Below are 26,376 nucleotides of genomic sequence, written 5' to 3'. Positions count from 1 at the left end.
GCTGATCGAATAATATGATATTGAACCTTATAATCAACCCCATCACCTATCGCTGACCATAATATTAGCGATATTCTTATTTTTTCTCGTCATCATCCATTGAAAGAACACTCAAGAAGGCTTCTTGGGGGACTTCAACCGATCCGATAGATTTCATTCTTTTCTTACCTGCTTTTTGTTTTTCAAGTAACTTGCGTTTACGAGAGACGTCACCACCATAACATTTGGCCAAAACATTTTTTCGGAGAGCTTTGATATCCGTACGCGCCACGATTTTTTGACCAATAGCTGCTTGAATAGGCACTTCAAATTGCTGACGAGGAATAATCTTCTTCAACTTATCCACAATCAATTTCCCACGTTCATAGGCAAATTCTTTGTGGACAATAAAGCTGAGAGCATCGACCTTATCCCCATTAAGCAAAATATCCATTTTGACCAATTGTGAACGACGATACTCTGAAATTTCATAATCAAAGCTGGCATAACCACGTGTTGATGACTTTAATTTATCAAAGAAATCAAAAACAATCTCGGCCAGTGGAATTTGATAAATCACATTGACACGATTATCATCAATATATTCCATGGTCTCAAAATCACCACGCTTACGCTGAGCTAACTCCATAACAGCACCAACGTACTCTTGAGGGACCATAATTTGCGCTTTGACATAAGGCTCCTCAATCGTATCAATACGTGTCGGGTCTGGAAACTCAGATGGATTTGAAACCTCCAAAATCTCTCCATCAGTTGTATTAACATGATAGACCACCGATGGCGCTGTCATGATCAAATCAATGTTAAATTCACGTTCTAAACGCTCTTGAATAACATCCATGTGAAGCAAACCTAAGAAACCACAACGAAAACCAAAACCTAAAGCCTGTGACGTTTCAGGTTCAAATTGCAGACTAGCATCATTCAGTTGGAGTTTCTCCAAAGCTTCACGCAGATCGTTATATTTATTAGATTCAATTGGATAGAGACCAGCAAATACCATCGGATTCATTTGCTTATAACCTGATAAAGGCTCATTTGCAGGTTTTTCAGCCAAAGTAATAGTATCACCAACGCGAGTATCTGCTACAGTTTTGATAGAAGCCGCGATATAACCTACATCACCCGTCGCCAAGTAATCGCGACCTACGGCTTTAGGGGTGAAGATACCAACTTCAGTAACATCAAATGTTTTACCATTTGACATCAGTTGAATCTTGTCACCCGGTTTAACAATACCATTCTTGACACGAACCTGAAGGATAACCCCTCGATAAGCATCATAAACAGAGTCAAAAATCAAGGCTTGAAGAGGCGCTTCTACATTTCCTGATGGAGCAGGAACTTTTTCCACTATCTGCTCTAAGATCTCTTCAATACCAATACCAGCCTTAGCAGAAGCTAAAACAGCATCTGAGGCATCAAGGCCAATAACATCCTCTACTTCAGTACGCACACGCTCAGGATCAGCAGCTGGCAAGTCGATTTTATTGATGACCGGCATGATTTCCAAGTCATTATCCAAAGCTAAATAGACATTGGCTAGTGTTTGAGCCTCGATACCTTGAGCCGCATCAACCACCAAGATAGCCCCTTCACAAGCTGCTAAAGAACGAGATACCTCATAAGTAAAGTCAACATGTCCCGGTGTGTCAATCAAGTGAAAAATATAAGTCTCACCATCTTTTGCCATATAATTAAGTTCAATAGCATTAAGCTTGATAGTAATCCCACGCTCACGCTCCAAGTCCATACTATCCAACAACTGCGCTTGCATCTCACGACTAGAAACAGTCTCTGTTTTTTCTAAAATTCGGTCAGCCAAGGTTGATTTCCCATGGTCAATATGAGCAATGATAGAGAAATTCCGAATCTTCTCCTGACGTCTTTTCAAATCTTCGATATTCATTTGATCTTCCTATACTTTTAATCGTTACTCTATATTATACCAAAAAAAGCCCTGGCTGTGCGGGTGCTTTCCTTGAATTACAGTTAGAAAATTGTGAATCAACTTGCTGATCTTGCATTAACTCTTTGACGATAATAAATTAATAATTTCCGCGAGACTGGTCCTGCCACTAAAAAACTAGCTGTAAGAGACATCGACAAGCTTCTCACCCATAACAAACAATAAACAGAAAAAGCAAAAGGTAAATGACTCACTACTAAACCAAAAACAGTCATAAGACTCACCATAAAGAAAATCATAAAAAGCATCATATCATTTATACGCTGCCAATTAAGATTCAATTTCGGCCCCACAAAAGCCATCCATTTAATTGATAAGGGCGTTACAATGATAAACAAAACAATCAAGGGAACTGCAAGACGAAGCTAATAACTTGGTAGAAATATTGAAAGACGTAACATATCATCCCACCAAAGATTCCAAGCAGTCATTATAGCACCCATTATCAAAGCCATAGATATTGAGAAAACATATCGCTCTTTTGCATTTTGTGGCATATAATCATCTTATTTCAATTGATACGCTAATTATAGCATTTTATTACTACGTATTAATAATGTGTTGCTCATTCACAATATCAGGGCTTCCCTATTTTGGCATATATAACAAAAAAGCCCCGGAATAATTTCCAAGACTTTTCACTCCTACATCTATCGATAATAGATTAGGGACAATATACTAACCTAGTAAGCTTATTTACCAAGTTTATCTTTAGCTGCATCTGCAAGAGCTGTGAAAGCTGCTGCATCATTAACTGCTAAATCAGCAAGCATTTTACGGTTAACTTCGATTTCAGCCAATTTCAAACCATGCATCAATTGTGAGTATGACAAACCATTCATGCGAGCAGCCGCATTGATACGTGTGATCCAAAGTTTACGGAAATCACGTTTTTTCTGACGACGGTCACGGTATGCATAGTAATAAGAGTTCATTACTTGCTCTTTTGCAGTACGGAACAAGATGTGTTTCGCTCCATAATAACCTTTAGCTAATTTTAAAACACGTTTACGACGTTTGCGTGAAACAACGCCACCTTTAACACGAGCCATTTATATTTTCCTCCGAATAATTCTGAATAATACTGTGAATATTTACTGAAACCTATTATTTAAGGCGAGTAAGCATTGCTTTAATACGTTTGAAATCTCCAGCACTTACCATTGATGCTTTGCGAAGATGACGACGTTGTTTCTTAGTTTTTCCGTGGAAACGGTGAGACGTGAAAGCACGGAAGCGTTTCAATCCGCCTGAACCTGTACGTTTAAAACGTTTAGCTGATGCACGGTGTGTTTTTTGTTTTGGCATTTTTCTTCTCCTATTGATAAATGTAATCTGACAAGTTATTTCTTGTCTGGAATCGGTGCAAGTTGCATGAACATTTGGCGTCCATCCATCTTAGCTCTTTGCTCAATAATGGCAATATCTTGAGTCGCTTCAGCAAAATCTGCCAAGACTTTTGCCCCAATTTCCTTATGAGTAATCATACGCCCTTTAAAGCGAATGGAAACTTTAACTTTATTCCCTTTCTCAAGGAATTTACGCCCGTTACGAAGTTTTGTTTCAAAGTCCCCTTTATCAATAACAGGACTAAGACGAACTTCCTTAACAGTAACAACGCTTTGTTTTTTACGTTGCTCTTTTTGTTTCTTTTGATACTCAAACTTGAACTTTCCATAGTCCATAATTTTAGCAACTGGTGGCGTGGCTTGCGGTTGGATAAGCACTAAATCAACATTAGCTTTATCAGCAATAGCTTGAGCTTCTGATAGTGGTTTGATACCTAATTGTTCACCTTCAAGACCAACTAAACGAACTTCGCGAACACGAATTTCGTCGTTGATGAATAGATCTTTTTTAGCTATGATCTTCACCTCTTTATTTTTTTAGAGAAAAACAAAGCGGACTTGACAAATCAAGCCCGCACACATTATGTTTCTATAAAGAAACTTGACATGTAGGGCCAGACAACGTTAGTCGCAAGGCGAGAAGTTCTCACTTCTGCTTTTCTCATTGTTATTATCATAACAGTTTGATTACCCTTTGTCAATAATTTTTTTTGCTTTTTCTTGAATAAACTCAACAACTCCATCAATGGATACCCCAGTTGTATCAAAAACAATGGCGTCTTCCGCAGCTTTTAGAGGTGATACCGCTCGATGACTATCTTTGTAATCTCTCGCTGCAATCTCTTCTTTTAGCGTTTCAAAATCTGTCAGAATGCCTTTTTTCTGATTCTCTTTGAAGCGACGTTCCGCACGTTCTTCTACCGATGCAATCAAAAAGATTTTTAATTCAGCATCGGGGAGAACAACCGTTCCAATATCACGACCATCCATAATGATGCCTCCCTGGGAAGCGATCCGCTGTTGTTGAGCCACCAACTCTTCACGGACTTCAGGTAAGGCAGACACCCAAGAAACATTGTTGGTAACATCAGGTTGGCGAATTGCATCTGTCACATCGACGCCTCCTACCAAAACCGTTTGTTGTCCCTCAGTTCCTTTATTAAAAGTGATAGGGTGGGTAGCTAGCAAGTCAAGAATATCGTTAACCCTAGAACCGTCAAGCTGATGCTTCAAAGCCAGATAGGTAGCTGAACGGTACATGGCACCTGTATCAAGATAAGTATAGCCAAGATTATGTGCAATAATCTTGGCTACTGTACTTTTGCCACTTGAAGCAGGACCATCGATTGCAATTTGAATAGCTTTCATGATCTCCTCAATTCCTCAGATTAGTTAACAAAAACTTGATCACCAGGATTAGCATACCAGTAACCCAATGTCATATGTTGTGGGTTCAAAGCTTGCAACTGCTCAACAGAAATACCTGCTCGAGCTGCGATAGATGCTGCTCCTTCTCCTGCTTGCACAACAATTGTTTCGCCATTTCCAGCCGTCTGCGACGAAGCAGAGCTGTCAGAAGAACTTTCTGTTGCTGCTGAGTCACTTGTTTTGGACTGATCTGTTTCATCAGCAACCGTCGTCTCTGTAGTTTCAGAAACTTGATTTGATGCCTCATCTTTTGCAGCTGATTCAGACGACTTAGATGTCTTCGCTTTAGAAGTAGAAGATTGATAAAATCCAGAAGTAGCTTGTGTTTCGTCGCTACCACCGTTAGAAGTGTAAAATACAAAAATTAATATCCCAACAACGATAAGAAAAAACACACTAAGTAAGCCTGTCAATAAAGGAGTACTTAAAAAACCACCATTCTTATCTGCTCTAGAGGTTTTATCCCCCTTTGTTTTATTACTATCAAAAATTTTTGATTCCCATGGTTTCTTAGCCATGCTTTCCCCCTTGTTAAATCTATAAAATCATATTACAATGATACTATGAAAGTATCACTAATTCCAGAAAAATGTATTGCCTGCGGACTCTGTCAGACCTATTCTAACGTTTTTGATTATCATGACAACGGTATTGTCAAATTTACAGAATCTGATAATCTTATTGCCGAATTTAGAGATGATGATTTGGCTACGCTTGAAGCTGTCAAAAACTGTCCTACAAAAGCATTAATGCTCTAATAGCTTTGAGGCTTTATCTTGCTTATAAGCTTCAAAATAGTCTAGCTCCACAAAATTATCCACTAGCTCAACCTCACCACGAAAACTTGGGTGTACTGCCAATGCATCCAAAAAATACTTTTTTGGCCATTTACGCATATAAAATATGCGTCTTTTTTTATTGTCGTCGAATATCAAGGCTATACTTAACTTTGTTACTTCAACCTTTTTAATACTCGAAATTTTGACGTTATTGGGTTTGAAAATATCCATTGATACAATCGTTAATTGATCACCTTCTTCAATGACAAAAAAACGATGCAAACCTAATCCCAATAGTATTAAGAAAAGTAAAAATAGTAAAAAGAATGACAATGGTATTTTCGTTCGCTCAAAAAGCAAAGATAATCCAATAAATATAGGTGTAATTGTGATTGACCAGTAAATCAAAAGCCACGATAATTCAGGTTGCCAATGATATCTTATTTTACCAAAAATTTTAATCATAGTCGGTAACCCTCCAAAGTCATTTTATCATAAACTTGATAATCTTTCAAAGCACTATTGACGATAGCTCGAGATGCCAACAATCACATCAACTGCTTTTTCCATCGTCTCAAGACTGACATATTCAAAACGACCGTGCATGTTTTCACCACCGGCAAAAATATTTGGTGTAGGAATGCCCATGAATGAGATTTTTGAACCATCTGTTCCACCTCGAACAGGTTCGATAATAGGTCTAATATTCAAACCTTCCATAACTTCTTTGGCAATAGTAATCGGAGTCATATCCTTTTCAATCACCTGGCGCATATTATAGTACTGATCTTTTAACGAAACAATAACGCGCTCCTCTCCTAATTCCTGGTTCATCTTGTCCGCAATCGTCAGCAAGTTTGTTTTACGTTTTTCAAATGAATCTTTGTCAAAATCTCTAATAATATAGGCTATTTTCGCTTCTTCAACTGCACCTTCAAATCCATGCAAATGATAAAAACCTTCATAACCTTCTGTCAACTCTGGTCGATCCGAATCTGGAAGTGCATTATGAAAATCAATAGCCATTTGAAAAGCATTAATCATTTGATTCTTAGCAGTTGCTGGGTGAACATTACGACCCTTGAAGGAAATTTCGGCTGCCGCTGCATTAAATGTTTCAAACTGCAATTCTCCCAGAGCACCACCATCAATCGTGTAAGCAAAGTCAACATCGAAATCCTCGACATCAAATTTATCAGCCCCTACACCAATTTCTTCATCAGGTCCGAAACCAACTCTTATTTCCCCATGTTCAATCTCTGGATGGTTGACGAGATATTCCATAGCTGTCATAATCTCAGCAATACCCGCCTTATCATCTGCCCCTAACAAAGTTGTTCCATCCGTTGTAATTAATGTTTGGCCATAATAATTTGCTAAATTAGGGAAATCTTTTGGAGACAACTCATACCCTGATTGACCAAGTTTTATCGACGATCCATCATAATTTTCAATAATTTGTGGATTGACCCCTTCGGCATTAAAATCAGCTGTATCAATATGGGAAATGTAACCAATTTTAGAGGTAAATTTCTCAGAATTTGCCGGCAACGTTCCAACGATATAGCCATTTGACTCTAAATAATGCACATCTTGCAAACCCATTTTTTCCATTTCTGGTTTAAGAACAGTCAAAGCAAAGTCAACCTGACTTTGTGTACTTGGTGTTGTCCGACTGGAGTCATCGCTTCGCGTGTTAATCTTTACATATGTTAAAAAGCGTTCAAGTAAGTTTTGATAAGACATTTGCAACTCCTTTTTCTGTTGTTATCGTTCTAAATTATAACATAAAAAACCACTCCTCAGAGTAGTTTTTCATTTATTTATGATCAGAAAATTGTATCTTTATAAGATTAGTGGGTAAACTCACTAATCTTATAAAGCTCAGAAAAAAGAGAGACTGCATCAGCCTCTCTTCAATAGTTTTACTGACTATTATTTTTTCAAGTTGTAGAAAGATTTAAGACCTTTGTACTCTGCAACTTCACCTAATTGATCTTCGATGCGAAGCAATTGGTTATATTTAGCGATACGATCTGTACGTGACAATGAACCCGTTTTGATTTGACCAGCGTTAGTTGCAACTGCGATATCAGCGATTGTTGAATCTTCAGTTTCACCTGAACGGTGTGATACAACTGCAGTGTAACCAGCTTCTTTAGCCATTTCAATAGCTTCAAAAGTTTCTGTCAAAGTACCGATTTGGTTAACTTTGATAAGGATTGAGTTAGCAGCTTCTTCTTTGATACCGCGTGCAAGATAATCAGTGTTTGTAACGAAGAAGTCGTCACCAACAAGTTGTACACGTCCACCAAGGCGTTGAGTAAGTGCTTTCCAACCGTCCCAGTCATTTTCATCCATACCATCTTCGATAGTGATGATTGGGTATTTGTTTACCAATTCTTCAAGGTAATCAATTTGTTCTGCTGAAGTACGTTTAGCAGCACCTTCACCTTCGAATTTAGTATAGTCGTAGATGCCGTTTTCGTAGAATTCAGATGACGCACAGTCGAAACCAATCATGATTCCGTTCTCGCCAGCTTCATAACCAGCAGCTTCGATAGCTTTAAGGATAGTTTCTACACCATCTTCAGTACCTTCGAACTTAGGAGCAAATCCACCTTCGTCACCAACAGCAGTAACAAGACCACGTTCTTTAAGGATTTTCTTAAGGGCGTGGAATACTTCAGCACCCCAACGAAGAGCTTCTTTAAATGTAGGAGCTCCAACAGGTACGATCATAAACTCTTGGAATGCGATAGGAGCATCAGAGTGAGATCCACCATTGATGATATTCATCATTGGTGTTGGGAGAACTTTAGTGTTGAAACCACCAAGGTAGCTGTAAAGTGGGATTTCAAGGTAGTCTGCAGCTGCACGTGCAACAGCGATAGAAACACCAAGAATTGCGTTAGCACCAAGCTTACCTTTATTTGGAGTACCGTCAAGAGCAATCATCGCACGGTCAATAGCTTGTTGATCACGAACATCATAACCAATAAGCGCTTCTGCGATAACATTGTTTACGTTGTCAACAGCTTTTTGAGTACCTAAACCAAGGTAACGAGATTTGTCACCATCACGGAGTTCTACTGCTTCGTGCTCACCAGTAGATGCTCCTGAAGGAACCATACCGCGTCCGAATGCACCTGATTCAGTGTAAACTTCTACCTCAAGTGTTGGGTTACCGCGTGAGTCAAGGACTTCGCGAGCGTAAACATCAGTAATAATTGACATTATAATACTCTCCTTATGAGTTTTAAATATTTTACATGTTAATAATACCACAATAAGCTAGTTTCATCAATTCAAAAGGCAAACTTTTCAGAAAAATTGAAAATTATAGTACAATATTTCTCATAGTATAGTATTGGAGGAGATTATGACTGATATTAATCAAACCATTTTAGAACGTTCATCAGGAAATAAAGTGTTAAATCCCGGTGAACAGCGCTATTATTTAGGAACATTTAAAGAGCGTGTCTTAGTCACTGTACAAACGAAAGACCTAAACAACGAAAATACTCTAACCTTATTGGATCAGGCTATTCAAAGCGAACTCAAGCAAAATGACAGTCTCAAAATGACGATTGCTTCTGAGATACCTCTCGAAAAACAGATGGCATATATGAAAAATGCTAAAGAAAATCATATCCCTTCGTCCATTATCCAAAATAAAATCACAACCTCTCCTTTTGCAATTGTCCTTGCCACAGATCATGCTGTGAATAGAGAGGAAACCGATCTTTTTAAAGTTTTCCATTTAGAAAATCAGCAAACCGAAAACGCTCCTAAGAAGAATTTTTTAAAGCGTTTATTTGGTAAATAGATATACTCTAATAGCAATTGCTTGTTATAGCAATAACTGACCTATTGCCGCTCCTGTGCGCTCAAGGTTAACTGATGTTTTATTAAATAAAGCCGCGTTACTATAAGGTATATTTGGAATGATTGGAAATGCCGCATGAATACCATTTATCGGAAATCCACTAATATCATCCGATACACTGCCACAGATTGCAATAACTTTTTTCCCGCTCGGGACACGTTTAGCAACTCCTATCGGAGCCTTACCTGATAAACTCTGGCGATCTAAGCGTCCTTCCCCTACAATGACGAGGTCAGCAACGGAAGCTCTCCAATCAAAATCAATAGTATCTAGCAAATAGGAAATGCCACTTGTGACTGTAGCTCCCGCAAAAGCTCTTAAACCTGCAGCCATCCCTCCTCCTGCTCCTAAGGAGATTTGACCTAGTAAATCAGGAAAATGAGCCTCATAGAATTGCTCAAGATCCCTGTCAACTTGCTCAATTTCGAAGGTAGTCAATCCTTTTTGTGGCCCATAGGTATATGCTGCTCCATCAGGTCCACATAATGGATTCGTGACATCTGCTAGAACCACGATGGTTATACCTGATAAGTCCAATCGATTGTCACTCTGGATAGTTTTAATCACCGAAATATTCTTAGCCAATGCTTCTACAGAACGTGATGACTCATCTTTGAAATCATATCCTAGCGCTTTAGCCATTCCGATACCACCATCATTTGTCGCGGACCCTCCGACGCCTATCAAGATCTTTTTTACGCCTTCATTTACCAAAAATCGGATCATTTCACCGACACCTTCAGTGGATACCATTAAGGAATGACGCTCATTCTCTGGGATAAGTTCCAAGCCACAGATAGCGGCCATATCAAAAACGGCCATTTCATGGTCAAGAGCATAAGAAACTTCCTTAGATTGATTATAGGCGTGCTCTAGCTTCACCCTTTTTAAGGTCATTCTTTTATTCTGTGCTAGAGCGAGAGCAGTCCCCTCACCACCATCAGCGACAGGCATTAGATCAAACGTTGCTTTTGGCAGAGAGGCTTGAAGACCATTCCGAATCGCTTTAGCAACTTCTAATGCTGATAAACTTTCTTTAAATGAATCTGGCGCAATTAAAATATGCATGACACTCCTCCACATTGTTTTACTTACACTTATTATACTTGAAAGGAGCTAAAAAATGGAACTTTGGGATGCTTATACTGCTAAGGTTGAAAAAACAGGAGAAACTCTCATCAGAGGTCAACAAATCCCCAACGGTCTTTTCCACCTTGTCGCCGAGGCTATTATTCAGGCTCAAGATGGTAGCGTTTTATTTATGAAACGAGATAGCCATAAGCCAATTTACCCAAATTATTATGAAGCCAGTGCAGGTGGCTCTGTTCTAAAAGACGAGACATCACTTACAGCTATCAAGAGAGAAATACATGAGGAAACGGGTTTGTCGCCACAAAGTGTAACTTTTCTAATCGAAACAGTTGTACCCGAAGAATTTTCAATCTATCATAATTATTATGCCTTTTATGACGGTGATAAATCGATCGTCACACTTCAAGAAGGAGAGACAACTGAATGGAGATGGATTGCACCAGAAGAACTACCTGATTTTCTAGATATTGAACGCGTCATCCCAAAACAAAAGGAACTATTAACTCATTACCTCCATACAAAGCAATGGGAAATAAAAAAAGAGAAGTAAGCTGTTAGGCTTACTTCTCTTTTTGCTTAGAGTAGAATCTCTTCACGTGTTTTTTCGTAAGAGTTGACAAAGCGATCTGTTACTCCTGGTTCAACAGTCTCTAAGGCGTATGAAATTTCTTCAAATGATCCTTGGTAATCATAGTCTTGCTCAAACAACTTCAAAGAGTGTTCAAAGCTACTCTGAACTCCCGGTTCAAAACTACGATAACGATTTGAGTACTGTAAGAGTTGCTCAGTTAATGAGGCATTCTGGACGACACGGTAAGTTGTTTCTTCCAAATTTTCCAAAGAAGCTGTCGCAGCTTCCGTCATTCTCGCAACCGTTTCAACGTGAATCCGACCTCTGCTTAATTCATCCATCAAAGCTTCCAACTGTGCGCTAGCTGTGAAAAAGACGCTAAGGAATTCTTGCGGGATACCTGGTAAATGACGTTTCTCCATATAACGTTTGATCATATGAAGTTTGGTAATATAAGTATCTAATTTCTCACGTGCTGTATTTTCCGTTTGTTCTACTGCTTCTAACTCTTGTGCAACTTCAAGTTGTGAGTTTTCAATACGCGACAAGGTTTTTAAAGTCTCCTCTAATCGTCCCTCAAGAACAGAAAAAGGTTTTTCTTGTTCTTCTAGATGAAGGATATCAGGAAGCACTTTTTCTTCAATAGCTGTTAATTCTTGATCGAAATGGCGGATATTAACAGCTTCACTATCATTCAAAATGTATTTTTTAGATAGACGATTTAATTCATTTGATAACTGAAGATTATTAGCTTTGGCGTGAGCTAAGTAGTCAGGGATAATTTTACTATTTTTAACAACCTTACCATGTGCCTCAATCTCACGTTCGAAAACGTCATAAAGCTGATTGATCTTTTCCTGAATATCCTCGTTATCTTCATTTGCCTTATCAAGATCTAGACTGACTAAACTGTTAGAGGTTGACCGTATCGCATCACGAATCGTTTGGAAACGAATTTCGATATTTTTTTCCTTAAAATGATAATTCTCTTCTAGGAGACGAGCGTATCCTGTCTCGAGGTCATCTAATTGATCAGGGAAATCATCTTCTAATTTAGTCACAATAGCCGGAATTTTTTCAGAGATTTGTCCTAGAGCAATCGTATGTTCTTCAGCCTTATCCAAAAGCGCTGAGGCTTCCACAGGGTCACCTGAAGAATTCAAGGTCACAAATTGCGAAAATTCTTTTTCAATATTCTTGAGTTGCTTTTCAATTTCTGGCATCGTTGTACCATAATTGTCACTATTCTCATTAATGGCATGTTGCAATTCTTCATAAAGATCTAGAGCGTGTTTAACACGTGCACTATTTTTTTCTTCTTGAGCTTTTAAAATATCCAAAGCTTCACGAATAGCTTCAATATCTTCTCGAACCAACTTTAACTGACTATCAACATTGTCAATTTCAGCCTTTGCTTTGATGAAATGGAAGGTATCGTTGAGATTCTCAGCATCAAACAGTTGCTTTTCGATTTCCTTTAATGAATTATTGGCAATATCTTCCCATTTCTGTTGCCATTCTCTAAAATTAGCCTGACTCTGCCCAATAAGATGTAGGGATTTGACACCTTCAATCTCAGAAATCACAGGTAACTGTTCAATTTCTGTCTTTTCGTTTACTAAATTAGCTATCAGCGAATCATTTCGTTTTCGTATGATCGCGGCGATAAGATAAGCAACAATCACTAATAAAACAATTGCTACTATCACTAATACAATTCCGCTCGACATGTAAATCTCCTTAGTAATATTCCTTTTTTAAAGTCTTATAGCATAACGATTATACCATACTTGTCAGTGCCTCGCACCCCTTTTTGTCAAGTAAGATTAAATATCCAGTGTACTGTATACCGCATTTTCTTCGATAAATTCTCGACGAGGTTCAACCCGATCCCCCATAAGCATATCGAAAATGCGATCAGCCTCTGCAGCATCGTCTACCGTTACTTGTGCCATGAGTCTGTTCTCTGGATCCATGGTTGTCTCCCACAGTTGGTGATCATCCATTTCTCCCAAACCTTTGTACCGTTGAACACTTGGTTTCGACCGTCCTTGACTGTATTTTTCTAAGGCAACCTTCAATTCCATTTCTTGGTTGACACCTGGTTGAATATAAGCTTTAATGTCACTGCCAACTTTGACACCGTAAATAGGTGGTTGCGCTATGTAAACATAACCAGCTTCTAAAACCGGTCGCATAAAGCGATAAATCAGCGTTAATAACAAGGTACGAATATGGGCGCCATCGACATCGGCATCTGTCATGATAACTAATTTTTGGTAGCGCGCTTTAGAAACATCAAAATCTGCTCCAAACCCCGTTCCCATAGCCGTAAATAAACTTCGAATTTCTTCATTGGCTAATATTTTATCCATCGTTGCTTTTTCAACGTTCAAAATTTTGCCTCGAATCGGTAAGATCGCTTGAAATTCACGATTACGACCTGATTTAGCAGAACCGCCGGCAGAATCTCCCTCTACGATAAACAATTCATTTTGACTCGGGTCATTCGATGAACAATCAGCAAGTTTTCCTGGGAGGTTTGAAATCTCCAGACCAGACTTTTTGCGTGTCACTTCTCGAGCACGCTTAGCTGCAATACGTGCTTTAGAAGCTAAAATTCCTTTTTCAACAATACGACGTGCAATTTGAGGATTTTCAAGTAAAAAGCGACTGAAAGCTTCACTAAAGAGGCGATTGGTAATTTTAACAACTTCTGAATTACCAAGCTTGGTTTTTGTTTGACCTTCAAATTGAGGATTTGGGTGCTTAACAGAAATCACCGCTGTCAAGCCTTCTCGGACATCATCTCCAGTTAAGTTGTCATCTTTTTCTTTTAGGATATTATTTTGACGTGCATAATCATTAATGACACGGGTAAGGGCTGTCCTAAATCCTTGTTCGTGAGTCCCTCCTTCATGAGTATGGATGTTATTCGCAAAACTCATGATAGTCTCGTGATAACCCGTTGTATACTGCATAGCTACTTCGACAGTAATTCCCTCCATTTCACCATCAGTAAAAATAGGGGTCTCAAAGATGGTTTCTTTATTCTCATTGATGTAATCAACGTAACTGGCAATACCACCTTCATAATGAAACTCTTGACTTACTTCTTTCCCTTCGCGCTTATCTGTGATCGAAATCCGCAACCCTTTGTTTAGGAAGGCCAACTCCTGTACACGTTTAGCTAATTTCGCATAATCGTACTCTGTCGTTTCCGTAAAGATATCAGGATCGGGAGTAAAGTGGACTGTTGTCCCTTGCAAGTCTGTTTCACCAATAACTGTCAAATCATCAACGACTACACCTCTTTGGTACTCTTGATAATAGATTTGACCATTTTTATGCACTTTAACATCAAGTTGTGTCGATAAGGCATTAACAACAGATGAACCGACACCATGGAGACCTCCCGACACCTTATAGCCGCCTCCACCAAATTTTCCTCCGGCATGGAGAACAGTGAAGACAGTTTCAACAGCGGGACGGCCTGTTTTTTCTTGAATATCAACGGGAATCCCACGACCATCATCTACAACTGTAATAGAGTTATCCGGTTCAATAAAAACTTCGATATGACTAGCAAATCCTGCTAAAGCCTCATCAATAGAATTATCCACAATTTCCCAAACCAGGTGATGAAGTCCCTCTTTTGAGGTTGAACCAATATACATCCCTGGACGCATACGGACGGCTTCTAAACCTTCTAACACTTGAATTTGACTAGCATCATATTCATTTGCTCTATCTAGCAAATCTTTTAACTCTTCTGTCATTTGCAACTCTTTCTGTAATAACAACACAATTGTGTTGTCTATTCTAAGATTACTATGCCTGTCCTACAATAGCTTTTCCAAGGTTAAATAGACAAGCAACCATAAGGTATATTATATCATAATTTCTCTTATTTTACCTTATTTTATGTAAGAAAATAGGACTGTCCTTGATGGCCAATCCTATTGTATTGCGCGACCATAACGTTGCATTCTGGCCTCTTCTTGATGGATTCGATTTTGATACGATATCGATAAGACAAGACCTACCCCAATCAAGTTAGAAATTAAGGAGCTTCCTCCTTGTGAAATAAACGGTAACGGTATTCCTGTTAGTGGTAAAATACCGATTGCAGCACCAATGTTTTCAAAAATATGAAACAAAATCATCATGATAAAACCAGCAGATATGAAAGTATAGAATTGATTGTTAGACTCTAGAGTAATGAGAACCATCCGATAGATTAAAACTAAATAAAGGGCTAAAGTAATGGCTCCTCCGACAAACCCAAAATCTTCAGCAATCACTGTGAAAATCATATCACTTTCTCTAACAGGTACAGATAGTTCTAAGATAGAGAAGCCCTTCCCTAAAACACCGCCACTACCTATAGATAACATGCCTTGGGTTTGCTGATAAGCGATACTAGAGGCAAAATCAAAAGGGTTTAACCAAGCTGAAATACGATTAATTTGATAAGTGTCCATCCCCATATGATATAGAAATTCTCGCCCCGGTTCCCATAGAAAAACAAGCATAAAAACCGAAAAGAAGAGGATGAGCAAGGTCACAATTGTCACCACAATTTTCCAGTGAATCCCTGACATAAAACTGACACCACTTAAAATGGCAACAAAAACCAGGGCTGTACCTAAATCCTTCTGTAAGCCCAACAAAATAAGCACAGGTAGACTAACTAAACTATAAAAGCCCAGAAGCTTAATGTCATTTGCCAAACTCAGTTTTTCAAAACGTATGCGAAACCATATGGTTACCTCGGCCAGTGCTAAAATATAGGCAATCTTCATAAACTCAGAAGGTTGAAAAAGGGTCACATTACCGATTGTAATCCAATTTTTAGCACCAGTCGACTCTACCAAGGCTGGACTGTAGAAAAAAAGTGGCAGGGTCATTATCCCCAATCCTAATAGGTATAATATAGGGGTTGCCTTCCACAAAAATGCCGTATCAAAAAGCATAACGACAAAGGCTATAAAAAGTCCCAAAGTAACCCAAGCTCCCTGTTGCAACATCATCTGCATTACCCTGTCAGGATAATCATTTACCACCGCAATGTAGATTGCAACAAATCCGATGACTAAAAGAAAGAAGACCGGAATAATTAAAATAAAGTCAATCCGTCTATTAATAGCGTTTTTCAACTAACCTTTACTCCCTAAACTAAATTAATAATGATTATACCACGATTACAGTGATACTCACCTTGTTTTTAACCATCAAAAAAGCCAAATGTCATCACTTGGCTAATTGAACAATACTGTTTCGTTATTATTTTCGACTATTTTTCATTTGACGTAATAATTGAATCACTGGGATAAGCAATGCGATCAATTTGATCATATCTGTCAATTTGAAAGATTTTTGATTTGTTTTAGATTTTACACTTGATTGTTTGAACATAAAAATACTCCTTTTCTCTCCGTTAGATACTTATTAGGGACATGTCCCCTGCCGGAATCGAACCAGCAACGACTCCTTAGGAGGGAGTTGTTATATCCATTTAACTAAGAGGACTCAACACTATTCATTGTACATTAGTCTTCCTAGTCTTGCAAGTTTTGAGGTAATATTGCTTGACTTCTTTACGATATTTTCCCATTTTTTCTTAAATATTTCCCCATTTGTTGGTGGTGTATAAGTGATCGCATTAGCCCCAGCTTCAATCACATTCATGATACTCTCCTTCGTAAGACCGCCTGTCGCCATGATTGGAAAATCCGGAAATTCTCGACGAATCTTACGCACCATGTCAACTGTTTTTGCTCCCCCACTAACATTTAAAATGTCAACTCCAGCCGCTATTCTCGAAGCAATATCAGCTGTCTCAGTGACAACAGTATAGATGATTGGAACGTCAACAAGTCTGTTGATTTCCTCGATTGTTTGTGCCGATGTAGGTCCATTAACCACAACTGAAAAAGCCCCTATGATTCCGAAAACAAACTCATATTTGCAGCTCTTTGACCTGTCGTTAAGCCATCTCCAACACCTGCAAATACAGGAACCGAAGCGACTAACATAATACTTTTTAAAATTGCCGGTGTAGGGGTAAAGGGATAGACTGCAAGAACTGCATCGGCATTGTTATTAGCAATAATTGAGACATCTGTGGTAAAAATAATTGACTTAATTTTCCGTCCATAAATTTCAATACCAGAACATTACTTAATCACTCGTGGTCCAGCTAAAATTTCTTGTCTCAACTCTGATTTTACAGAAGGTACAACTTGATTCATAGGGACCCTTTCTAGCTACTCTACGAAAAAAACCCTTCCCAAAAGGAAGAGTTGAAATACGTCTCAAAAGAAAGCATCGAAAGACCTAGCAGCAGATCAAGTTAATTCAAGCATTAATGACTCAAATCAATACCGATATTTCTGTCACTAGTCTTTCCGATAAGTCTCCTAAATTAACGACGAATTTCTTTAATACGTGCAGCTTTACCTTGCAATGCGCGTAGGTAGTAAAGTTTCGCACGACGAACACGACCATGACGTGTTACTTCGATTTTTTCAACACGTGGTGTATGAATTGGGAATGTACGCTCAACTCCGATACCACCTGACATTTTACGTACAGTGTACATTTCTGAAATGCCTTGACCTTTACGTGAAATAACAACACCTTCAAAGATCTGAACACGTTCGCGGCTTCCTTCAACAACTTTCGCATGAACGCGAACAGTGTCACCAGCGCGGAACTCAGGGATATCAGTACGTAGTTGACTTTCAGTCAAACTTTGAATTAATGGATTCATTTTTTTCTCCTTCTCTTACTAATCTTAAGTACCTGTCTCAGCGGATTAGCGGTATTTCGTGCGTCCATCACACACAGAACCTATCTTAACATGCTACACGTATTTTGTAAAGAGATTTCTCTCATGAGAATCCCATTGTATCATCAGATTGTTGCAAACTATAAATCGATGGTGCCTTCTGCCACAAACTCACGACAACCAGCACAACAAAAGCATAGGGAATATTGGCAAAACCAAAAACTTCTCCCATGACCATCAATGGCCCTAAAATCGTGTTAGTAGCTGCCGCAAATACCGCCACATAACCTAGTCCAGCTACTAAATCAACTGGCAAGCCAAATAAAGGAGCTATTACAACACCAAAGCTGGCTCCGATAGCAAACAAAGGTGTTACTTCGCCACCTTGAAAGCCAATAGCTATTGTAAAAATTGTTATCATTAGTTTCAAAAGCCAGTCGTAAGGAGAGATCTCTCGGCCTAAAAAACTAGCTTCGATCAGGTTAGTTCCTAAACCAGAATAGCGACCTTGATCCAGGGTTAAAAGAACCACTGATAGCAGTATGCCACCCAGAAAAATCTTTAAGTAAGGATTGGCGATGATATAGGACAGACGTGACTTCAAATGCCCTAATCCTAATGCAAATAGTTTTCCCACCAAAGCAAATAAAACGCCTACTAGCAATAACTTGGTTATGTTTGTAATAGTAAAAGGGAGGTCACTCTTAATCAAGTAACCAAATTTTTCCAATCCTAAAAAATAACTGATACTGCTAGCAAGATAGGCTGCCGTAAAAGCTGGGAACAGAAGATGGAGGGACAACCTGCCAACAATAAGCAGTTCAATAGCAAATAACGTTGCAGCCATTGGAGTTTGAAAAAGACCTCCGAAACCTGCAGCTATTCCAATAATAAGGAGCTCTCTTGCATACAGCTTAAGAAACTTAAACCGACTTAGTGAACTTGCTAAGGTGGCACCAAGTTGCACAGCAACGCCTTCCCGACCAGCTGATCCACCAAAAAGATGAGTTAACCAAGTTGATACAATCACTAAAGGGATAAGCCGCATAGGAATACTTTTCCGCTGACCATGACCGACCTCAAATACCAGCCCCATACCTTTACGACTTTCCCCACCGAAGCGCTGATAGCCATAAGTAATGATAAGCCCTACTAATCCCAGAAAAGGGATCGTGAGATAGGGAAAGGATGCCCTCACTTCGGAAACATAGAGTAAACCTCTTCCAAAAACGACATCTAAAAGACCTGCACTCAAACCCACTAGAATAGAGCAGCCCTCAAGTTTCAAAAGATGCCCGATCTTACTATCTTGCTTCTGCATATTTTCCTTATCTAACTACACTACAATAACTAGCATCAATGGTACTAGTCTAAAATAGTCTCTCTAAGTTCAATTCCCTAGACCAACAACATGCCATTAGCTGACGTGCTCAGATAAGGCTTCACAAAACTGTTCCAAACGTTCAATATCTTCATCATCAGCAGCTAAATCAACTTTGACAGACTCTGCACCTTTAGTTGCTCCCGTAAGCGCAAACTGATTATCAAAATCATCAACACAGGTACAAAAATCATCGTAAAAAGTATCCCCTGATCCTGCACAGCCATAAATTTTCCCTGTCAAATCCAAATCAGCCAGATCCTCATAAAAATCGACAATTTCATCCGGCAACTCACCATCATCATAGGTATAGGTTACAACGATACAAATATCCGCAGCCTCAAAATCACTGGCTTCAACCATCGTACACTCGTCCATCTCTACAGTGTGTCCCAACTCAGTCAACTTGTTGGTAATAATGTCCGCAAGTTCCTCATTATTTCCAGTCATACTAGCATAAACAACTTTTGCTAAGGCCATAAATTCCTCCATTTTAAAAGGTTCTATATCACAGGATATTGTATCATAAATAATCCAAGGGTCGCAAATTAAGCTAATAAAATCATTTTCCCTTGAAATGCTGACCTATTTTTGCTAGTCTTAGGGCAATGAAATAACTAAAGGAGGAAACTTATTATGTCAGATTACCAACTCCCTCGTGTTTGGAAAACGCCAGAAACAATGATCGGTCTCAATCGTCCTACTGCCGGCAGCCGCTTCCAGCAAACTTTACCTCGTGGAGAAGCCATTTACCAACTCTACTCACTAGGAACACCGAATGGCATCAAAGTAACCATTATGTTTGAAGAGTTAAAAGAGCTTGGCATAGCTATCCACTATGACCTTTTCAAGATTGATATTAGCGAGGGCAATCAGTTTGGTTCTGACTTCGTTGCCATTAATCCAAACTCAAAAATCCCAGCCCTACTAGATCTTTCTGACGGTAAAGAAATAAGAGTTTTTGAATCTGCCAATATTCTGCTTTATTTAGCTGACAAATACCACGCATTTCTTCCAGAAACACTCAGCGAAAAAACTGAAGTGCTCAATTGGCTCTTCTGGCAAACAGGTGCCGCTCCCTTCCTAGGTGGTGGTTTTGGCCACTTCTTCCACTATGCCCCGGAAAAAATCCCATATGCTATTGACCGATATACTATGGAAGCTAAAAGACAATTGGATGTTTTGGATAAGGAGCTTGCTCATAAGACCTATATTTCTGGTGATCAGTATACTATCGCAGACATTGCAATTTGGTCTTGGTATGGACGCCTCGTAGAAGGTAAGCTATATGAAGGTTCCGATGTCTTTCTAGACGTCAATGCTTATACTCATTTAGGACGATGGGCAAGGACAGTTGCAGACCGTCCAGCGGTTAAACGTGCCCTAGACAAAACTTATCAACCTCTTTCGGATACTGCTGATAGGTAAGACGAAGCAATAGCCGCATTGTAGAAACACTATTTTTAAATTCTCACACCTCTTTTTTGAACACTTGTCCTCTAAAGATGACAATCAAGTCGCTGAGGTGGTATGACATCCTTAACTCATATCATCTCTCAAAAGGATATACGAGATAGCTCACCTTAGTCTATTACGAGGTCGTTCAAAATAAAACACTTTCAGAAAACCAAGTGACTATACTGACCCTATCTACCAAAATGACTATAACACCAAAGAAACCAACAAACGTCCACATACATCCAACAGGATAAGAGCAAGTCTCATCGGAAATAAAAAATAACAATAAGGAAATCGACAAACATGTTTAAGGATATTTTAGCTAAAATCCAAGATTATCAAACCATTATTATCCATCGCCATCAAAGGCCCGATCCCGATGCTTTGGGGTCACAATTAGGTCTGAGGGAGATTATTCGCCATAATTTTCCCGATAAAACGGTTTTAGCGACAGGATTCAGTGAACCTAGTCTTTCTTGGATGGCTGAGATGGATGCAGTCGAGGATATTCATTACGCAGGAGCTCTTGTCATCGTGACAGATACAGCTAATCAGGAAAGAATCGATGATTCACGCTATACAAAAGGGGCTTTTTTAATCAAAATTGACCACCATCCTAATAATGATGGTTACGGTGATATCACCTACGTTGACACTTCTGCTGCTAGCGCTAGTGAAATCATCTCAGAATTCGCCCTATCTACTAACCTGAAATTGACAGATGAAGCTGCTAGACTCTTGTACGCAGGCATTGTCGGCGATACTGGGCGCTTCCTCTACCCAGCAACAAGCGCTAAGACAATGCGTTTAGCTGCTGAGTTGCGAGAGTTTCCAGTAGATTTTGCCAAGTTAGCTCGCCAGATGGACTCATTTCCGCTTAAAATAGCTAAATTACAAGGATACATTTTCGATAACTTAGAGATTTCTGATGCCGGTGCGGCCCGTGTCACTTTGACGCAAGAAGCTTTAAAAGCATTTGATGTGACAGAAGCCGAGAGCTCAGCCATCGTCGGACTGCCAGGAAAAATCGACACCATTGAAGCTTGGGCTATCTTTGTAGAGCAAGCGGATAAAGAATCCTACCGAGTGAGACTGCGTAGCAAAAATACCGTCATCAACACCATTGCCCAAAATCATGAGGGAGGCGGTCATCCTTTTGCCAGTGGTGCAAATTCATACAGTGTTGAAGAAAACGACCAAATCTTTCAAGAAATCAATGCTGCTATAAAAGAAAATAGGAGAGACGTGTGACCCTCATTAAAAAACTCATTAATAACGAAGTGATTAGTTACCTTATTTTTGGTGTTTTAACGACAGTCGTTTATCTGATTGCGCGTATGCTAATCTTTGCAATCAGCCAAGAAGCCACGATTTCTGCCGTTATTGCTAGTATTATCGCCATTTTATTTGCTTTCTTTACCAATGATCGTTTCGTCTTTAAGCAAAGGCCTCAGGGCTGGCCCAAACGATTGGTTTCCTTTTTTGGTGCTAGGCTTCTAACACTTGTAATCGATCTAGCTCTCGCTTTCTTTCTTGTCGAGCAGTACCCACAAATCATCGGACAATTTGTCAACCAAGACCTTAACAAAGTTAATGTCATTGAGTCCCTAATTGCCCAAGTGCTTATCATTCTGCTGAACTATATTATTAGTAAATTCCTTGTTTTTAAAGACAGAAAAACCAGCTGAGAAATCAGCTGGTTTTTTCTTTATCTTCGTTTGTAAGTGTGCTTTTGATCAAATTTATCACATTTCCATCTCGGGTTTCAAATTCATCCATGTATTTTTTTTGATAAGAGGCGTTCAAGATGGCTCCAAAAATAATCACCTTAGCAAACACGGTAAACCAGAGCATTAAAGCCAATATTGCCAAAGAACCAAATATCCGTAAATTTTCCAAACGCGCCATTGTTCCTGTCACATAACGCCCAAATAAACTGGTCATCGTCATGAAAACAAAAGCTGTGAAAAAGGTACCTGGTAAAATGTACTTAATCTTTCGGATATGGACATTGGGTAAAATGTAGTAGAGAATGCCCAAGGCAACAACAAATACCAGAGCTGTAACCGGCTGAGCTAAATTAAGCAACAGATTATAGAGTTGACGGTCAAATGGAAAATTGTTATAGATCAACTGCAAAACTGCCTTACCAAACGTTGACAGCAATATGGCTACCGCCAGGAAAAATACGACAACAATGCTAGACAAAAAACCAAAAAGATAGCCTAGAACAATTCCCCGATGATCCTGAACACCATAAGCCTTGTTAATCGATTTTTGCAGAAAGGTCATACTTCGTGACATCGTCCATAGACTGGTCACGACCGAAATCCAGACCAAACCGGTATTGGGATTATTAAAAATACTAATCACAATGCCTGCCGTCGTGCTATACAATTCTTTGGGAAGATTATCCTGAAGAAAGCTTAAAATTTGATTTGTATTAATATTAATATAAGGAAAGAGGTTGGCGATCAAGACAAAAAATGGGAATATGGTAATCAAAAGGTAGTAAGCTACTGCAATACTTGATAAGTCCATTTCAGCTGATTTAAATAACTCCAGAAAAGAAGTTACAAATTCGCTGTTTTGTATTTTTGAAATGAGTTTTTTCACTTTGTCTCTCTCTAGTATGTTCTCTCTTCACCTTGACTGGTTAAAATCACAGGGCCATCTTTAGTAATGACAAATTGATGTTCATACTGACATGATAGACCACCATCCAAGGTTTTATGCGCCCATCCAGTTTTCATATCCGTGTCAATTTCCCAGGTTCCTGTATTAATCATTGGTTCGATGGTCAACACCATGCCTTCTTTGAGACGCAAACCTTTCCCAGCAGTTCCGTAATGTGGCACATTTGGCGCTTCGTGCATCGTTGGACCAACACCATGTCCTACCAAATCACGAACGACACCATAACCATGACTCTCAGCGTATTCTTGAATCGCCGCACCAATGTCTCCGATACGATTACCAATAACAGCCTTTTCAATCCCAATATACATAGCTTCCTTAGTGACAGCCATCAAATTGTGAACTTCTTCTGAAACATTTCCCACAGCATATGCCCAGCAAGAATCCGCTAAGCCACCTGAGTAAGGCTCTGTATATTTTTTCATTTCGACAACGTTGTCGAAATCCAATTTTGAAACATCTAAGACCGATTTATCCAGTGGCTCACTTAAGACCATATCAACCTTAAGCAAATCTCCTTCTTGCAAAAGGTAATGGCGTGGAAAGGCATGGGCCACTTCATCATTTAACCCACAACACGTCGCATAAGGATAGTCCATGAGATGGCCATCTACACCAATCTGTAAGGGAAGAACATTGGCTTCCTTGCAACGACGACGGACATACTCTTCAACTTCCCACATATCTACACCCGGCTTGATAATATCTCTTAGCCCAATGTGAATACTGGCTAAAAAGTCTCCAGCACGATCCATCGCTTCAATTTCACGCGCAGATTTCAAAGTAATCATGTTAATATTCTCCTATTATTTCATTTTCTAAAATTCAAACCTAACAACCTTTTTAGGCTTAATTCATCCTCGTTGTCACAATGCCTTTGACTACCAGCTCTTCACCAGAAAAAATGTTAATGTCCAGAGTCATGCTTCGGCGTCCTTCTGTAATAATTTGCGGCTGAATCATTAAAACATCATCAATTTGTACAGCTTGTAAAAAGTATACCACCATTTGCTCAATGATGACATTTTTCTGATAGTGTTTTCGCAAAGTCGCTAATGTTACTTCTTTTAGGCACTCCGTAAGGACACCGTAGGCTAGACTATCCGAATGATCAATCATATGGGGTTCTACAACAAATTGAAAGCGCCCATCTTTCAACGAAGTTAAGTGAGATATAAATTGTTCACTATAGCTATGCACATGCGTTTTCGAAATCTCTTTTAGAGTCTCCATGACATGCTTTCGCGTAATGCTGCCTAGTAAATAATTGCTTTTATCAACCACTGGTAACATATCAAAATCTTCAAAGATCATCTTTTGACTTACTGTCGCTAAACTGATATTCGGAAAGGTCGACACAGGCGCCTTTGACATGACCTTCTTAAGCAAGAGAGCATGATTTTTACCAATAACATCGCGCATGCTGACAATCCCCACAACCTTATTCTTGCCATTAACGACTGGGAATCGCACATGATTCGTTTCTGTTACCAAAGTATGATAGTTTTCAATAGTCTCTGACTCTTGCAAAAAACCATAGGATTCTTTAGCGATATAGATATGCTCAACAGTCTTAATATCGGTCTTTATTCGAATGTTGGCGATAGCTTTGTTGATCAATGTGGCAACAGTAAAGGTATCGTAATGCGTCACCATAACCGGAATATGCTGTTTATTAGCTTCCTTCTTAACTTTTTCAGAAACGTCAAAGCCACCAGTAACTAAGATCGCATTATGATTCTCTAAAGCTAACATTTGAATGTCATCACGATCCCCAACGATCAGTAGGCCACCAGTCACCAGATAGTCTAGAATATGCTCACGTGTCATGGCACCTATTGAAAACTTGCTAAACTCATGAGATAGGCCCTCAAATCCCGCGACCACTTCGGAATCACTGATACGAGCAATTTCAGCAAAGGTTAGTTTTTCTAAACTAATTTTTTTCTTATTTTCTACTCGAACTGTTCCACTTCTTGGTCGCGTTTCAACAATACCGCGATTTTCTGCTTCTTTAATCGCACGATAGGCTGTTCCATCACTAACATTTAAATGATTGGAAATGCTGCGCACACTAACACGTTTCCCAATCCTTAAGTTTTCTAAATAGTCCAGAATTTCTTGGTGCTTACTCATAATGATAATCCTCAATATTTAGTTCTAAGCGACAATAGCGTCTCATCTTATGGGAGTAGCGGTCACTTCCCTTGAATATCTCTTTCAGTTTAAAGTGACAAGACTCGGCCAGTTTACGGCTAGCGATATTCTCTTCGTGAACAAGGACCTTCAAGGTGCGTAAACCAAATTCTTGAAAAGCTAAGAAAGTTAACGTCTTGACGCATTCGGTCATAATACCTTGACGCCAGTAGTCTTTATGCAAAAAATATCCAATCTCAGCTTTGAGATGACGGTTTTCTGTATTTTCAAAACGAATAGCGCCTATAAGCTTTTCAGTCACCTTATCCACAATCGCCCACTTTCCCAGTGGGTTCATCATAAATTGCGAAACCAATAAGGTCTTAGCACCTTCTCTATCCTTAATACCAGGATGAATAAAAGCCATAACTTGCTGATCTAGAACAATTTCTGAAAATTGCTCTAAATCTTGAAATTGAAAAGGCCTTAGAAGAAGACGATCGGTCTCAAAAACTGAGAATTCTGCCAATTTTTCCCAAAATAACATACTAAAATTATAGCATAACAGTTAATCTGATGCTATATGCGATATCACCGAGGAAGATGAGAAGCCAATTCATACAACCTATAATAAAAAGGAGGAAAATAGTTGCTTAGATTAAAGAAGGTCACACAGTTTTTATACCCCAAAAACAACGAGTCTCCGTTTGTTTAGGAATCGCATTTCTCTACGGATGCAGCTATTACGGATTTATTAAGTCCAAACCAATGCAATACAATTATCAAAGCGATGTACCATCAGATCGAAGAAACCTTGTAAAAGAAAGAATATCA

General features: G+C 39.1%; 26 protein-coding genes, 1 tRNA gene, 1 pseudogene and 1 other annotated feature. Of the genes and pseudogenes, 6 read left to right on the top strand and 22 right to left on the bottom strand.

All coding sequences use genetic code 11. The annotated features are described in order from the left end of the window. Nucleotides 1-76 precede the first annotated feature (76 nt). From lepA to G574_RS0107920, 6 genes are all read right to left on the bottom strand, one after another. Nucleotides 77-1,909, bottom strand: a complete 1,833-nt coding sequence (gene lepA, locus G574_RS0107945) for a translation elongation factor 4 (RefSeq protein ID WP_029691731.1) — start codon at nt 1,907-1,909, stop codon at nt 77-79. Nucleotides 1,910-2,661: 752 nt separating this feature from the next. Beyond that, nucleotides 2,662-3,021 carry a 50S ribosomal protein L20 gene (gene rplT, locus G574_RS0107940; protein ID WP_017770192.1) on the bottom strand — a complete coding sequence of 120 codons (360 nt, stop codon included), beginning with the start codon at nt 3,019-3,021 and terminating at the stop codon, nt 2,662-2,664. Nucleotides 3,022-3,076: 55 nt separating this feature from the next. Next, nucleotides 3,077-3,277, bottom strand: a complete 201-nt coding sequence (rpmI, locus tag G574_RS0107935) for a 50S ribosomal protein L35 (RefSeq protein WP_017770191.1) — start codon at nt 3,275-3,277, stop codon at nt 3,077-3,079. Between the two features lie 35 nt (nt 3,278-3,312). Next, nucleotides 3,313-3,843: a translation initiation factor IF-3 gene (gene infC / locus G574_RS0107930; protein WP_029691730.1), complete on the bottom strand. Its 531-nt coding sequence runs from the start codon at nt 3,841-3,843 to the stop codon at nt 3,313-3,315. 13 nt (nt 3,844-3,856) lie between these two features. Beyond that, nucleotides 3,857-3,982 (bottom strand) — a sequence feature (ribosomal protein L20 leader region). Nucleotides 3,983-4,005: 23 nt separating this feature from the next. Next, nucleotides 4,006-4,686 carry a (d)CMP kinase gene (gene cmk, locus G574_RS0107925; protein ID WP_029691729.1) on the bottom strand — a complete coding sequence of 227 codons (681 nt, stop codon included), beginning with the start codon at nt 4,684-4,686 and terminating at the stop codon, nt 4,006-4,008. 20 nt (nt 4,687-4,706) lie between these two features. Next, nucleotides 4,707-5,264 carry an SAG1386/EF1546 family surface-associated protein gene (locus G574_RS0107920; protein WP_029691728.1) on the bottom strand — a complete coding sequence of 186 codons (558 nt, stop codon included), beginning with the start codon at nt 5,262-5,264 and terminating at the stop codon, nt 4,707-4,709. Between the two features lie 45 nt (nt 5,265-5,309). Between G574_RS0107920 and G574_RS0107915 the strand changes: the two genes are divergently transcribed. Then, nucleotides 5,310-5,504, top strand: a complete 195-nt coding sequence (locus tag G574_RS0107915) for a ferredoxin (protein ID WP_029691727.1) — start codon at nt 5,310-5,312, stop codon at nt 5,502-5,504. On the opposite strand, the gene G574_RS0107910 is transcribed toward G574_RS0107915, so the two are convergent. From G574_RS0107910 to eno, 3 genes are all read right to left on the bottom strand, one after another. Continuing rightward, nucleotides 5,493-5,990, bottom strand: a complete 498-nt coding sequence (locus G574_RS0107910; RefSeq protein ID WP_029691726.1) for an EbsA family protein — start codon at nt 5,988-5,990, stop codon at nt 5,493-5,495. The genes G574_RS0107915 and G574_RS0107910 overlap by 12 nt on opposite strands. Nucleotides 5,991-6,044: 54 nt before the next feature. Continuing rightward, nucleotides 6,045-7,271 (bottom strand): peptidase T, encoded by a 1,227-nt coding sequence (gene pepT, locus G574_RS0107905; protein ID WP_029691725.1) that lies wholly within the window; start codon nt 7,269-7,271, stop codon nt 6,045-6,047. A gap of 189 nt (nt 7,272-7,460) precedes the next feature. Further along, nucleotides 7,461-8,762 (bottom strand): surface-displayed alpha-enolase, encoded by a 1,302-nt coding sequence (eno, locus tag G574_RS0107900; RefSeq protein WP_017770184.1) that lies wholly within the window; start codon nt 8,760-8,762, stop codon nt 7,461-7,463. Between the two features lie 145 nt (nt 8,763-8,907). Here eno and G574_RS0107895 point away from each other — a divergent pair, with 145 nt between their 5' ends. Beyond that, a complete protein-coding gene (locus tag G574_RS0107895; protein WP_029691724.1) occupies nt 8,908-9,354 on the top strand; it encodes a DUF1694 domain-containing protein in 447 nt (148 codons plus the stop codon). 24 nt (nt 9,355-9,378) lie between these two features. Here the strand turns inward: G574_RS0107895 and G574_RS0107890 are convergent, their stop codons facing one another. Then, nucleotides 9,379-10,482: a glycerate kinase gene (locus G574_RS0107890; RefSeq protein WP_029691723.1), complete on the bottom strand. Its 1,104-nt coding sequence runs from the start codon at nt 10,480-10,482 to the stop codon at nt 9,379-9,381. A 55-nt stretch (nt 10,483-10,537) separates the two neighbouring features. On the opposite strand from G574_RS0107890, the gene G574_RS0107885 reads away from it, so the two are divergent. After that, a complete protein-coding gene (locus G574_RS0107885; protein ID WP_029691722.1) occupies nt 10,538-11,056 on the top strand; it encodes an NUDIX hydrolase in 519 nt (172 codons plus the stop codon). A 26-nt stretch (nt 11,057-11,082) separates the two neighbouring features. Here G574_RS0107885 and ezrA read toward each other — a convergent pair whose 3' ends face one another. The 8 genes and pseudogenes from ezrA to G574_RS0107840 all read right to left on the bottom strand — a co-directional run bounded on the left by ezrA (nt 11,083) and on the right by G574_RS0107840 (nt 19,731). Next, a complete protein-coding gene (gene ezrA, locus G574_RS0107880; RefSeq protein WP_029691721.1) occupies nt 11,083-12,807 on the bottom strand; it encodes a septation ring formation regulator EzrA in 1,725 nt (574 codons plus the stop codon). A gap of 96 nt (nt 12,808-12,903) precedes the next feature. Beyond that, complete coding sequence (gyrB, locus tag G574_RS0107875) at nt 12,904-14,856, bottom strand: DNA topoisomerase (ATP-hydrolyzing) subunit B (RefSeq protein WP_029691720.1); 1,953 nt, start codon at nt 14,854-14,856, stop codon at nt 12,904-12,906. Nucleotides 14,857-15,036: 180 nt separating this feature from the next. After that, entirely contained in the window at nt 15,037-16,236 is a 1,200-nt protein-coding gene (locus G574_RS0107870) for an FtsW/RodA/SpoVE family cell cycle protein (RefSeq protein WP_029691719.1), read from the bottom strand. A gap of 301 nt (nt 16,237-16,537) precedes the next feature. Next, nucleotides 16,538-16,609, bottom strand: a tRNA-Arg gene (locus tag G574_RS0107860). Nucleotides 16,610-16,619: 10 nt separating this feature from the next. Beyond that, a pseudogene (locus G574_RS10920) lies at nt 16,620-17,331 on the bottom strand (hydrolase). A gap of 173 nt (nt 17,332-17,504) precedes the next feature. Next, nucleotides 17,505-17,852 (bottom strand): 50S ribosomal protein L19, encoded by a 348-nt coding sequence (gene rplS / locus G574_RS0107850; RefSeq protein WP_017770116.1) that lies wholly within the window; start codon nt 17,850-17,852, stop codon nt 17,505-17,507. A gap of 121 nt (nt 17,853-17,973) precedes the next feature. Next, nucleotides 17,974-19,191 carry a chloride channel protein gene (locus tag G574_RS0107845; RefSeq protein WP_029691718.1) on the bottom strand — a complete coding sequence of 406 codons (1,218 nt, stop codon included), beginning with the start codon at nt 19,189-19,191 and terminating at the stop codon, nt 17,974-17,976. Between the two features lie 96 nt (nt 19,192-19,287). Next, nucleotides 19,288-19,731: a flavodoxin gene (locus G574_RS0107840; protein ID WP_029691717.1), complete on the bottom strand. Its 444-nt coding sequence runs from the start codon at nt 19,729-19,731 to the stop codon at nt 19,288-19,290. A gap of 156 nt (nt 19,732-19,887) precedes the next feature. On the opposite strand from G574_RS0107840, the gene yghU reads away from it, so the two are divergent. The 3 genes from yghU to G574_RS0107825 all read left to right on the top strand — a co-directional run bounded on the left by yghU (nt 19,888) and on the right by G574_RS0107825 (nt 22,397). Continuing rightward, nucleotides 19,888-20,679 carry a glutathione-dependent disulfide-bond oxidoreductase gene (yghU, locus tag G574_RS0107835; protein WP_029691716.1) on the top strand — a complete coding sequence of 264 codons (792 nt, stop codon included), beginning with the start codon at nt 19,888-19,890 and terminating at the stop codon, nt 20,677-20,679. A 333-nt stretch (nt 20,680-21,012) separates the two neighbouring features. Continuing rightward, entirely contained in the window at nt 21,013-21,960 is a 948-nt protein-coding gene (locus tag G574_RS0107830; RefSeq protein WP_029691715.1) for a DHH family phosphoesterase, read from the top strand. Nucleotides 21,961-21,965: 5 nt separating this feature from the next. After that, the gene (locus G574_RS0107825) at nt 21,966-22,397 is read left to right on the top strand and encodes a GtrA family protein (protein WP_029691714.1); all 432 of its coding nucleotides are present in this window, start codon (nt 21,966-21,968) and stop codon (nt 22,395-22,397) included. A gap of 4 nt (nt 22,398-22,401) precedes the next feature. Here the strand turns inward: G574_RS0107825 and G574_RS0107820 are convergent, their stop codons facing one another. From G574_RS0107820 to G574_RS0107805, 4 genes are read right to left on the bottom strand one after another with little or no spacing between them, the layout of a single operon-like run. Further along, nucleotides 22,402-23,325, bottom strand: a complete 924-nt coding sequence (locus G574_RS0107820) for a YihY/virulence factor BrkB family protein (RefSeq protein WP_029691713.1) — start codon at nt 23,323-23,325, stop codon at nt 22,402-22,404. An 11-nt stretch (nt 23,326-23,336) separates the two neighbouring features. Then, a complete protein-coding gene (locus tag G574_RS0107815; protein WP_029691712.1) occupies nt 23,337-24,197 on the bottom strand; it encodes a methionyl aminopeptidase in 861 nt (286 codons plus the stop codon). Nucleotides 24,198-24,255: 58 nt separating this feature from the next. Next, complete coding sequence (gene spxR / locus G574_RS0107810; RefSeq protein ID WP_029691711.1) at nt 24,256-25,542, bottom strand: CBS-HotDog domain-containing transcription factor SpxR; 1,287 nt, start codon at nt 25,540-25,542, stop codon at nt 24,256-24,258. Further along, nucleotides 25,535-26,089 carry a GNAT family N-acetyltransferase gene (locus tag G574_RS0107805; protein WP_029691710.1) on the bottom strand — a complete coding sequence of 185 codons (555 nt, stop codon included), beginning with the start codon at nt 26,087-26,089 and terminating at the stop codon, nt 25,535-25,537. Before G574_RS0107805 ends, spxR begins: the two co-directional genes overlap by 8 nt. Nucleotides 26,090-26,376 lie beyond the last annotated feature (287 nt).

It is taken from the genome of Streptococcus hyovaginalis DSM 12219 (assembly GCF_000420785.1).
GTDB classification, from domain to species: Bacteria; Bacillota; Bacilli; order Lactobacillales; family Streptococcaceae; genus Streptococcus; species Streptococcus hyovaginalis.
Note: the sequence above shows the minus strand (reverse complement) of the source record. Positions and strands in the feature narration are given on the sequence as shown.